Below are 12,429 nucleotides of genomic sequence, written 5' to 3'. Positions count from 1 at the left end.
GAGTTTTGAACGTTTGTCCAAAACCTTTTTTAAATGACTTATGTAGCAGTACTTTTGGAGGACCATAGCATAAGTAGGTTAAGTTCATGGTAAGATTTGGGGAAAAGGCGGAGTATATACTCCGCCTTTTTATTTTCTATATTTTCCCTAAACAAGTATTCTCCGCTTATATATTCCTCTTTTTTCAACTTTCATTTTTTTATACAAAAAGCCAGTGATTTTAGTCGAAAATGTATTTCAACTAGAGTTTTGAACGTTTGTCCAAAACCTTTTTTAAATGACTTATGTAGCAGTACTTTTGGAGGACCATAGCATAAGTAGGTTAAGTTCATGGTAAGATTTGGGGAAAAAGGTGGAGCTACGCTCCGCCTTTTTTATTGTCAAAATCCTCGCAAACATGCGGCCTTAAGGCATGTTCAACATTTTTTATCAACAATTCAGTTGAAAAAAAACCCTAAATATTTCTTTTTTATTTCCCACAATACCGGTATTTTAGTATCGCCATAGCATAAGTAGGTTAAGTTTATGGTAAGATTTGGGACGAAAAGGGTGGAGTTTACTCCGCCCTTTTCTATTTTTAAAAGACAAAAAAACCCATCCTGAAGCAAATCAGGATGGGTTTTTTAATTCTTCTTTATTTAAAGAGAATGCTTACTCTGCTCTTATTTGTTGGCAGCGTATAGTTCAGCTACTTTATCCCAATTAATAACATTGAAAAAAGCATTGATGTAATCTGGTCTCTTATTTTGGTAGTTTAGGTAATATGCATGTTCCCAAACATCAAGACCTAAAATTGGAAAACCACTACAACCGGTTTCCGGCATTAATGGATTGTCTTGGTTAGGTGTAGAACATATTTCTAATTTACCACCTTTGTGTACACAAAGCCAAGCCCAGCCAGAACCAAAACGAGTACCTGCAGCACCGCTAAATTTTTCTTTAAAGCCTTCGAAAGAACCAAAAGCGCTGTCTATGGCAGAAGCAAGTTCGCCAGATGGGTTTCCGCCTCCATTAGGAGACATAACTTCCCAGAAAAGAGAATGGTTGTAAAAACCACCACCATTGTTTCTAACTGCACCGTTAGACATGTCTAAGTTCTCTAAGATATCTTCTATTGATTTGCCTTCTAACGGAGTACCTTCAATAGCACCGTTTAATTTGGTTGTGTAACCGTTGTGGTGTTTTGTATGGTGAATCTCCATTGTTCTAGCATCAATATGTGGTTCCAATGCATCATATGCATAAGGTAATTTAGGTAGTTCAAAAGCCATGTTATATATGTTTTTAGATTAAAATTTAGTGAATTCAAATTTACATTTTTTAACATACAAATTCACCAAATAATTTGTTAAGAACCTTTTTAGAATTAGTAATTTGCGTAAAAAAGCACTTGGAACACAGCACTTTTAAAATATACAATGCTTCCGCGGGCTCAGGAAAAACGCATACGTTAACCAAGGAGTACCTTAAAATCGTTCTTTCTACGGGTGATCGTTTTAGTAAAATCTTGGCAATTACGTTTACGAATAAAGCCGTGAACGAAATGAAACACCGAATTCTGGACAGTTTGTTCAAATTTGGTAAAGTAGCCAGTGAAACTGAAGCTCCTCCTCTTTTTTTAGATTTAATGAAAGAGTTGGGTGTGGATGCAGATACACTACGTAAACGTTCCAAGCAGACTCTAAAAGAGATTTTGCACAACTATGCTTTTTTTGATATTTCTACTATTGATAAGTTTACGCATAGACTAATTAGAACCTTTGCAAAAGACTTGAAACTGCCCCAAAATTTTGAGGTGGTTTTAGATACGGATTTATTGTTGGATGAGGCCGTTGCCAAATTGGTTCATAAAGCCGGAACGGATAAGCAACTAACAAAAGTTTTACTGGAGTTTGCCTTAGAAAAGATAGATGATGATAAAAGCTGGGATATTGCTTATGATCTTGGGAACATTGGCAAGTTGCTTTTTAGGGAAAACCACGCGGAGCACCTGCAAAACCTAAAAGATAAGGATATTAAAGATTTTGTAGAGTTGAAAAAAACTTTACGCTCACGTATAAAGGCTGCTCAGGAGAGTCTCGTGGGTTTTGCTTCTCTAGCGTTGCAGCTAATGGAAGAAAACGGCTTGGAGTACAAAGATTTTAAGGGAGCATATTTTCCAAAGTTTATGGACAAGATTGCCGCTGGAGATTTGACAATGGATTTTAATGCGGCTTGGAAACAAAATTTTGCTGACGCTGTTTTGTACAACAAGTCTACTGCAGACGCTACTAAAGCCACATTAGATGATTTGCATCCTCAATTTTCGGAAATTTTCAACAAGATAAAGCACACTTTTTATGAGCTTTCCTTTTTGAAAAATGCTTATTCCAACTTGGTACCCTTAACGGTTTTGAATGCCATACAAAAGGAAGTTAAAAACCTACAGAATGAGCGAGACCAACTTTCCATTGCAGAGTTCAATACTATTATATCAAAAGAAATAAAAAATCAGCCTGCACCATTTATTTATGAACGTTTGGGTGAAAAATACCGCCATTATTTTGTTGACGAATTTCAAGATACATCAACATTACAATGGAATAACCTTATCCCTCTTATTGGTCATGCCTTAGAAGGTGAGGATTTGCAGGGTAACAAAGGCTCATTGTTTTTGGTGGGAGACGCAAAACAGGCAATATACCGCTGGCGTGGTGGCCGTGCCGAACAATTTTTGGATTTGGTGAATAAGACGGCGAGTCCTTTTGCAATACCGGCCCAAACAGAATCTTTACCAACAAACTGGCGGAGTTATGATGAGGTTATTAAGTTTAATAACGACTTTTTTACGGCTACCAGTCCGTTTTTGAACAACGCCATGTACAATACCATGTTTGTAGATGGAAATCAGCAAGGCTATAATTCTAAGAAAGGTGGAACGGTGCAGCTTAATTTTATTGATAAGGACGAAGATAGAACTAAGGATGAGCAGTATTGCGAAGAGGTATTGAATACTATAGCAACTGTAATTGAAAAAAAATATGGATATGAAGACATTTGTATTCTAGTAAGGGGTAATCGGCAAGGCGTATTATTAGCAGATTTTCTTACGCAACAGCAAATTCCAACTATTTCGTCTGAAAGCCTACTGCTAAATAGCAGTGAAAAAGTACGTTTTCTGGCTGACCTTATAGCGTACATTGGCAATCCAAGTAATCTGGAGATAGCCTATAATCTACTGGCCTTTCTTTCAAAAAACGGAAAGAACAGACATCAATATATCTATAAAAATCTAAAAAACTTAGAATACCTTTTATTAAAGGAATATAGTCTTGATGTTAATGAACTAAAACAACTCTCAGTTTATGATGGCTTGGAGCGTGCTATACGCCAATGTAATTTGGTGGAAGGTTCAGATGCTTATATTACCTTTTTTATGGATTTTGTTCTTGAAACCGAACAAAAGGAAGGCACTGGTGTCCAGGCCTTTTTAAACCTTTGGGAAAAGAAGAAAGAGAAACTTAGTATTTCGGCACCGGATAATATTGATGCGGTACGGATTATGACCGTTCATAAATCTAAAGGGTTGGAATTTCCAATAGTTATATTTCCATTCGCTAATGAGCATATTTACAAGCGGATGGATAAAAAAATATGGCTTCCTCTTAATGCCGATGCTTTTGACGGGTTTGAAGAAATTCTTATAACTGAGAAAAAAGAAGTTGAGAATTACGGTGAAGAAGCTGCACGAATCTATTCTGAAGAAGAACATAAAATGGAGCTTGATGCCCTCAACCTATTATATGTGGCGTTAACACGGGCGGAGAAAGCACTTTATGTCATTTCAGAAAAAGATTTGGCAAGAGGAGAACATAAAACCGATTATTATTCGGGCTTGTTTATTGATTACCTAAAAGGCAAGAACCTATGGTCTGATGATGAATTGGTTTATAGCTTTGGTGAATTGGAGGAGGCTCCGGTCATTCATGAAACTAAGGAGCAACAGAAAATAGATTACAGTTATACTCATAAGGACAGGTCTAGCTTTAAAATATTGACACGTTCCGGAATGCTTTGGGATACGGATCGGGAGGCTGCGCTTTCAAAAGGTAATCTTATACATTATATATTAGGTTTTATAGAAACGGAAGATGATATTGAACCTGCACTACAGAAAGCGGTGCAACAGGGCGAAATAGAAAACCAAGAGGTAGATGAGGTTAGGAGCAACCTACAACGTGTGGTAGAACATCCTGAACTTAATACCTATTATAAAAAAGGAAGTATAATAAAGAATGAAAAAGATATTATTACTGCTGCTGGTCAGATGTTACGGCCAGATAGAATAGTAATAAAAGAAAAGCGCGCAACACTTATAGATTATAAAACGGGTAAATCAAACCCTAAATATAAAGAACAGCTATATTCCTATGCCGATGCTTTAGCGGATATGGGATATGTTGTAGAGAATAAGATCATTGTTTACATAAACGATAAAGTAACACCAGAATTCATATAACAAGATGTACGGAAAAATAAAAGAACACCTAGAAAAAGAGCTTACCGGTATCAAGGAAGACGGCCTTTATAAAAGTGAAAGGATAATAACGACACCTCAAGGTGCTGTCGTTAAAATTTCTACGGGAGAAGAGGTTATCAACTTTTGTGCGAATAACTATTTGGGTCTTTCATCTCACCCAGAAGTAATACAAGCAGCAAAAGATACATTGGACAGTCATGGTTTTGGTATGTCTTCAGTACGCTTTATTTGCGGCACTCAAGATATTCATAAGGAACTGGAGAAGAAAATAGCTGATTTCTATGGTACGGAAGATACCATATTATATGCAGCAGCCTTTGATGCCAATGGCGGAGTATTTGAACCATTACTATCTGCAGAAGATGCAATTATTTCAGATTCACTTAATCACGCCTCAATAATAGATGGGGTTAGATTATGTAAGGCAAAGCGCTACCGTTATGCGAATAGCGATATGCAGGATCTTGAAAAGCAATTGATACAAGCCAACGAAGATCAAGCACGATTTAAGATAATAGTAACTGACGGTGTGTTCTCTATGGATGGCCTTGTGGCTCCTTTAGATAAAATTTGCGATTTGGCAGATAAGTATGATGCCATGGTCATGATAGATGAATGTCATGCTACAGGCTTTATAGGGCCAACAGGAAAAGGTACGTTAGAAGAAAAAGACGTTATGGGCCGTATAGACATCATTACGGGAACTTTAGGTAAAGCCCTTGGTGGTGCTATGGGTGGTTATACTACAGGTAAAAAAGAAATCATTGAAATTTTACGCCAACGTTCAAGACCGTATTTATTCTCTAACTCTTTGGCGCCAGCTATTGTGGGTGCATCAATTAAGGTGTTTGAACTTCTAGAAAACGATACTTCATTGCGTGATAAGGTCCAAGAAAATGCGGCCTATTTTAAGGCAGGAATGAAGCAAGCAGGCTTTGATATTATAGATGGTGAATCGGCTATTGTGCCCGTAATGCTATATGACGCTAAATTGGCGCAACAAATGGCTAGTCGTTTGTTGGAAAAAGGAATTTATGTAATAGGATTTTTCTTCCCAGTGGTGCCAAAAGGCAAGGCAAGAATACGTGTTCAGCTGTCTGCTGCCCATGATATCAAGCACTTAGACCTCGCAATAGAGGCTTTTACTGCCGTTGGAAAGGAGTTAAAAATCGTTTAACTGCATGATTTACGGTATTAAATGCGTTAAAAAAAATAAGAAATTGATTTTGTTAATAATATTTAACAACTTACATTTGCAGCTAATAAACACTTAAACTTAAAAATTAATACATGAAACATCTTAGCAAATTATTCGTTGTTGCTGTCCTTATTGTAGGCATCAACAACATGCAAGCGCAAGACGAGAATAATCCATGGCAAGTACAATTCGGAGTTAATGCCATAGATGTGTACCCGACTAGCGATGACAATTTCCCGACACAGACTAGTTCTTTCGGTAATGAGCTTTTCAACGCTACGGATCACTGGAACATTCTTCCTTCTATTTCCTATGTTGGTGTATCTAGATCTGTAGGTGACGGTATTTCCGTTGGTGTAAGAGGATCTTTAAACAAAATCAGCAAATTAGGTGATATTGGTGTAGATGATCTTTCTCATTACGCTTTAGATGGTACAATTAAATATAACTTCCTTAAGGAAAAAGTTGTAGATCCATTCGTTGAAGTAGGTGGTGGTTACACTTGGGTTGATGAAATTGGTGCTGGTACTGTTAATGGTGGTGTTGGTGTAAACTTCTGGTTTACTGAAAACATTGGTCTTACTGTACAGACTACTTACAAGCACGCTTTTGAAGATTACGGTCGTAAGCACTGGCAACATTTAGCAGGTATCTCTGTTAAGTTTGGTGGTACTGATACTGACGGTGATGGTGTATATGACAAAGATGATGCTTGTCCAGAGGTTGCTGGTCTTGAAGCTTTCAACGGTTGTCCTGATGCTGATGGCGACGGAATCGAAGATAGCAAAGATGCTTGTCCTAACGAAGCTGGTTCTAAAGAAATGAACGGTTGTCCTGATGCTGATGGCGACGGAGTTGCTGATAAAGATGACAAATGTCCTAACGAAGCTGGATTGGCTAACCTAGCAGGTTGTCCTGATGCTGATGGTGACGGTGTTGCTGATGGTGACGATGAGTGTCCTAACGAAGCAGGTCCTGCTGAGAACAAAGGTTGTCCTTGGGCTGATTCTGACGGCGACGGTGTATTAGACAAAGATGATAAATGTCCTGAGGTTGCAGGTACAGTAGCTAACGCTGGTTGTCCTGAAGTAACTGAAGAAGTACAGAAGCAATTGAATGACTACGCTAGAACTATCTTGTTTGACACAGGTAAGTCTTCTATCAAAGCTGAGTCTACTTCTGTAATGGTTGACATCATCACTATCTTAAAAGAATATCCTAATGCTAAATTTACAGTAGAAGGTCACACTGATAGCGTTGGTAGCCAGAAATTGAACCAAAGCCTTTCTGAGTCAAGAGCACTTTCTGTAAAAGAGTTCTTAGTAGAAAAAGGTATTGAAGAATTCAGATTGTCTGCTATCGGTTACGGTGAAGACAAGCCTATCGCTTCTAACAACACAAGAAGTGGAAGAAAAGAAAACAGAAGAGTTGAGATTAACTTAGTAAAGTAATTCTCTAACTAAATAAGTTTAAAAGCCCTGACATTTGTCAGGGCTTTTTTTATTTTTGACTATGCAGAGTTTTCTAGAAGAAGTAGTCAAAGAAGTATGGGAAAAATACAGTTCGCACGAACATATAGTTTTTGTGCTTCCAAGTAAGCGGGCCGGTACTTTCCTTAAAAATGCCATTGCAAAATCTGCGGATAGTACTTTTTTTGCTCCTGAGATATATAGTATTGAAACCTTTATTGAACAGATTTCTGGTTTATCCTACGCTAGTAATACTCAGCAGCTTTTTATTCTCTACAACACTTACCTTAAAGAAACTTCACAAGAGAAGGACAGCTTTTATAGTTTTTCTAATTGGGCACAAACCCTTTTACAAGACTTCAATGAAATTGACCGTTACCTTATTGATGCCAATAAACTGTTTTCTAATTTAGCTGCAATACAGGAATTAACCCATTGGTCCCTGCAGAAGGAAAAGACCAAAATGATGGAGGACTACCTTCGTTTTTGGAATAATCTGGAATCTTTATATGGTAATTTCAATACTGCGTTATTAAGTGTAGGTCTAGGGCATCAAGGTTTGGTGTACCGTAAAGCTCATTCTGAGTTGGAAACTTACTTAGAAAAGAACCCAAATAAGTTTTTTGTATTCATAGGGTTCAATGCCCTGAATACCGCAGAAACAAAAATAATACAACATATTCTTGATCATGCTAATTCTGATATTTATTGGGATATAGATTCTTACTTTTTAGAGGATAAGGTTCATGACGCGGGTTTCTTTTTGAGACAACATCTTAATACATGGCCGTATCTTAAGGAGAATGCACTTAAAGGTGTGAGTTCATACTATCTAGGAGATAAAAAAATTAACGTGGTTGGAGTGCCTAAGAACGTCTCACAGGCAAAATATACAGCACATTTATTGGAGAGTATTCATGGCGAAAAGGCTTCTGATTTAAAACGAACCGCCGTTGTATTGGGGGATGAATCTCTTTTAAATCCTATTTTAAATTCTATACCGGAATGTATTGAAAGGGTCAACGTAACTATGGGTTACCCTTTAAATAAGATTCCATTAGCCAGTTTGTTTGACCAGTTTTTAAATCTTTATATCAACAGAAACGAGCAAGGTTGGTTCTATCAGAACATATTATCCTTTTTAGCACACCCTTATGTGCATATACTTTTGGGCCATGAAGACGAAGGTCACAAGGCAGAGTCTATTGAAGAAGTCATAAAAAATAAGAATTGGGTATATATTGGTACAGAGCAAATTAAACAAGTGGAAAAGTATGGTACCGTCGCTTCCACACTGCTATTTCATGAAAAGACTCCTACTCCAAAAGAAATTTTGGAACATTGCTTGCGTATAATCACAGCACTAAAAGATAAGCTGCACGATACAAAGGATGCACTGTCTTTAGAATATCTATATAGATATTTCAACCTGTTCAACCAATTGTCTGATTTGGTTGAGAAGTATGATTTTATAACCGACCTTAAATCTTTATTAGGCCTTTACCGAGAACTATTATCTTCTGAAACACTAGATTTTCAAGGAGAGCCATTAGAAGGGCTACAGGTAATGGGAATGCTGGAAAGTCGTAACCTAGACTTTGAAACAGTTATTATTACTTCTGTGAACGAAGGGATACTACCTTCGGGTAAATCTAATAATTCCTTTATTCCATTCGATTTAAAAGTACAATTAGGACTTCCAACTTTTAAAGAAAAGGATGCTGTTTATACCTATCACTTTTACAGGTTATTGCAGCGTGCTAAAAACATATATATCCTTTACAACACAGAACCAGATGTATTAGAAGGAGGGGAGCGTAGTAGACTTATAAACCAACTACTCACTGATGATAACAGAAGTTCTATTATTAATGAGAGTGTAGCATCGCCATCCATATCTCCTAAGCAACATGTTTTAGAATCCATTGAGAAAGATAGTAGCTTGTTAGAACTCATCAAAGTGCATGCGTTAAAAGGTTTTTCGCCTACATCGCTTAGCAACTATGTTAGAAACCCTATTGATTTTTACAAAAGGAATTTACTTGGTATTGATGATGTGCTTGAGGTTGAGGAAACGATAGCCGCCAATACTTTTGGAACTATTGTTCATGATACTTTAGAAGATTTATATACTCCTTTTATTGGAAGTATTTTGACGGAAGAAAAACTGGTAGATGCCAAAACGAAAGTGGCAGAACTAGTAAAAAAACACTTTGCTAAGACCTATTTAGATGGTGATATCTCCAGAGGAAAAAATCTAATTGCCTTCAATGTAGTTTTGCGGTACATAGAGAACTTCATTAATTTAGAAATAGAAGATGTCAAAAAGCATCAAATAAAAATAGTAGGCTTAGAAGCTAATCTTAAGATATCGTTAGATATTCCTTCGGTAGACTTCCCTATTAACCTGAAGGGTAAGTTAGATAGGATTGATGAAATAGATGGAACGTTACGGATTATAGATTATAAAACGGGAAGAGTTGAACGGAATCAATTAGAAATTGTAGATGGTACGTCCATAACATCAGATTATAAATACAGCAAAGCTTTTCAGCTGCTCTGTTATGCCACAATGTACGCTTCTGGAAATCCAGAAGTACTTATGGAAGCCGGTATTATATCCTTTAAAAAGTTGAGTTCTGGTGTAATGAATTTTGCTGCAAAGGATAAGGCGGGCAACGGAGCAAAAAAAGAAACAAAAATAGGGAAAGAAACTCTTTCCCTATTTTATACTGAGCTCACAGCTTTAATTACTGAAATTTGTAATATTAAAGTTCCGTTCGAGGAGAAGGAAGTATAATTCCCAACCCAGTAGGAATTCTATTTTTTATCAGGCCTAGTAGGTCGCACCTCAATTTTACTAGGCAAGGTACGTGGGTTCATTTTCAATAAGTCTATTACAAGTTCGCCAATATCTTCAGGTTGTATTTTCCAAGCATCTTTTTCGTCTGGTTCGTTACCTGCAAAATGAGAGGAGACAGAACCTTAAGATAATTGTAGAAACCTTAATGTCATACTTGCGCAGGTCTAACATGACCGCTTGCGTAAAACCAACTACTCCAAATTTAGTAGCATTGTAACCGGCTCCGGATGCGAAAAAGTTTGTTCCTGCCAAACTTGCTAGCGTAATATAATATCCCTTCGACTTTTTTAAAGCTTCAACCGAGGCTTTTAGCGTATGGAAAACACCACTAAGGTTCGTGTCTATCATTTGGTGCCAAGCATCCTCTGTAAGCTCATCTACGGGAGCAAAATGACCTACACCTGCATTCGCAACGACAACATCTAACTGACCCCATTTGTCCAATATTTTTTGAACGGCAGCCTTTTCGTCGCCATGTTTTGAGACATCGGAAGCCAAAGCAAGAACTTGGTCTTGGGCATTTAGCTGTTTTGCGGCTTCCTCAACTGTCTTAAGGGTCCTTCCACTTATGGCCACTTTAGCCCCTGCTGCTAATAATTTTACAGCAACACCGTACCCTATCCCTTTTGAGCCTCCTGTTATATAAACTACTTTATCATTTAAATTCATATCGTTCTTTTTTATAAAATTAAATCTATAAAGATTGAAGAAGAAGTCTTGGACGTTATTCTTTTCTTAAATAAGAAGTTGTCCGTTCTAAAAAGGGGGTAAAATCATTCTATCGATACTATTTATGCAATTTTAACAACCAAAATTGTTAATATTTGCATCCACTTAGAAGCCTGAGTGTTGATTCTGTAATTTTTCTTGTCAATACCAGAATAGAAACCTATTTTAGAGGCTTCAGGTTGTTTAAAATGTAATGTAAAATCGTATTTTAAAGAATAATATAACCTAAGCAAAAACTATAATAAGTGACGAAATTTTTAGACGATAATTTCTTACTCGAGAGTAAACAAGCGCAGTCGCTCTATCATGAGTATGCTGTTCAAATGCCTATAATAGATTACCATAATCATCTTCCACCAAAAGACTTGGCAGAGAATAGGGTTTTTGGAAATATTACCAAAGCTTGGATTGATGGTGATCATTATAAATGGAGGGCAATGAGAACTCTTGGTATTAATGAAAAGTATATTACAGGAGATGCTTCCGATAAGGAAAAGTTCATGAAATGGGCAGAAGCTGTTCCGCATACGATGCGAAACCCTTTATACCATTGGACGCATCTTGAACTCTCAAGATATTTTGGGATAACTGATACGTTAAGCGGAAAAAAAGCTTCTGTAGTCTATGATGCCACCACAGAAATGCTACAATCTTCAGAATTTACTTCTAGGGGATTGATAAGTAAGATGAATGTAAATATGCTTTGTACTACTGAAGACCCAACGGATACCTTAGAGTATCATCAGCAGTTGGCAAAAAGCGACTTCACGACCAAAGTTAGTACGGCTTTTAGACCTGATAAAGCTATTCTAATTGAAAGTGAAACCTATAATGAATACATAGATAGTTTAGAGAAAGCCGCCAGTTCTGATATTACTACGTATGACCAGTTTTGTGATGCATTGCGGAATCGTATCGAATTTTTTAATTCTAACGGTTGTTTCGTGTGCGACCACGGACTTTCGCATCTATATGCAGAAGACTTTACGGAGTCAGAAGTAAAAGCAATTTTCAAGAAACGAAGGGATGGGGGCAAGATTACCCCAAAAGAAGCAACAAAGTTCCAGAGTGCTATCTTACTATATCTTTCGGAAACCTATCATGAATTTGGTTGGGTACAACAGTTTCACTTAGGTGCTTTACGGAATAACAATTCAAGAATGTTATCTGAACTTGGTCCGGATACTGGCTGGGATTCTATTGGAGATTATACCCAAGCAGAGAGTCTATCTAAATTTCTTGATACGCTAGATAGCAAAGACAAACTGACTAAGACAATACTTTATAATTTGAATCCGCGTGATAATGCCCTAATGGCAACAATGGCGGGTAATTTTAATGATGGTAGTGTAAAAGGTAAAGTTCAATGGGGTTCCGGTTGGTGGTTTTTAGACCAAAAAGATGGTATGATAAATCAGATTAATACCCTTTCCAATATGGGGCTTATTAGTTGTTTTGTTGGAATGCTGACGGATTCAAGAAGCTTCCTTTCCTTTCCTAGACATGAATATTTCCGTCGTATTCTCTGTAATCTTTTTGGTAACGAAATGGCTAAAGGAGAACTACCAAATGATATGGAGTGGATTGGTAAAATGGTACAGAACATCTGTTATAATAACGCTAAGGAGTACTTTGATCTCTAATTTGATTA

6 protein-coding genes and 1 pseudogene are annotated in these 12,429 nt (G+C 37.1%); 5 read left to right on the top strand and 2 right to left on the bottom strand.

The genetic code is table 11. The annotated features are described in order from the left end of the window. Positions 1-662 precede the first annotated feature (662 nt). The gene (locus Q5W13_RS07810) at positions 663-1,271 is read right to left on the bottom strand and encodes a superoxide dismutase (RefSeq protein ID WP_214610437.1); all 609 of its coding nucleotides are present in this window, start codon (positions 1,269-1,271) and stop codon (positions 663-665) included. 119 nt (positions 1,272-1,390) lie between these two features. Between Q5W13_RS07810 and Q5W13_RS07805 the strand changes: the two genes are divergently transcribed. From Q5W13_RS07805 to Q5W13_RS07790, 4 genes are all read left to right on the top strand, one after another. Continuing rightward, on the top strand, positions 1,391-4,498 hold the full coding sequence (locus tag Q5W13_RS07805) for a UvrD-helicase domain-containing protein (RefSeq protein ID WP_304445920.1): 3,108 nt from the start codon (positions 1,391-1,393) through the stop codon (positions 4,496-4,498). A 4-nt stretch (positions 4,499-4,502) separates the two neighbouring features. Then, positions 4,503-5,696 (top strand): glycine C-acetyltransferase, encoded by a 1,194-nt coding sequence (gene kbl, locus Q5W13_RS07800; RefSeq protein WP_304445919.1) that lies wholly within the window; start codon positions 4,503-4,505, stop codon positions 5,694-5,696. Between the two features lie 113 nt (positions 5,697-5,809). Then, on the top strand, positions 5,810-7,168 hold the full coding sequence (locus Q5W13_RS07795) for an OmpA family protein (protein WP_155595422.1): 1,359 nt from the start codon (positions 5,810-5,812) through the stop codon (positions 7,166-7,168). A gap of 61 nt (positions 7,169-7,229) precedes the next feature. Then, complete coding sequence (locus Q5W13_RS07790; RefSeq protein ID WP_304445918.1) at positions 7,230-9,986, top strand: PD-(D/E)XK nuclease family protein; 2,757 nt, start codon at positions 7,230-7,232, stop codon at positions 9,984-9,986. 20 nt (positions 9,987-10,006) lie between these two features. Here Q5W13_RS07790 and Q5W13_RS07785 read toward each other — a convergent pair. Continuing rightward, positions 10,007-10,718 (bottom strand): annotated as a pseudogene (locus Q5W13_RS07785) (SDR family oxidoreductase). A 305-nt stretch (positions 10,719-11,023) separates the two neighbouring features. On the opposite strand from Q5W13_RS07785, the gene uxaC reads away from it, so the two are divergent. After that, entirely contained in the window at positions 11,024-12,421 is a 1,398-nt protein-coding gene (gene uxaC / locus Q5W13_RS07780; protein WP_304445917.1) for a glucuronate isomerase, read from the top strand. Positions 12,422-12,429: the final 8 nt, after the last annotated feature.

The organism is Zobellia laminariae (assembly GCF_030553095.1).
Classification (GTDB): Bacteria; Bacteroidota; Bacteroidia; order Flavobacteriales; family Flavobacteriaceae; genus Zobellia; species Zobellia laminariae.
The sequence above is the reverse complement of the archived record's forward strand: the minus strand, read 5'-3'. Positions and strand labels throughout refer to the sequence as shown.

Coding starts and splice junctions, on each gene's coding strand:
- Q5W13_RS07810 (WP_214610437.1), bottom strand. CDS start 1,271: ATGGCTTTTGAACTACCTAAATTACCTTATGCATATGATGCATTGGAA.
- kbl (WP_304445919.1), top strand. CDS start 4,503: ATGTACGGAAAAATAAAAGAACACCTAGAAAAAGAGCTTACCGGTATC.
- Q5W13_RS07795 (WP_155595422.1), top strand. CDS start 5,810: ATGAAACATCTTAGCAAATTATTCGTTGTTGCTGTCCTTATTGTAGGC.
- Q5W13_RS07790 (WP_304445918.1), top strand. CDS start 7,230: ATGCAGAGTTTTCTAGAAGAAGTAGTCAAAGAAGTATGGGAAAAATAC.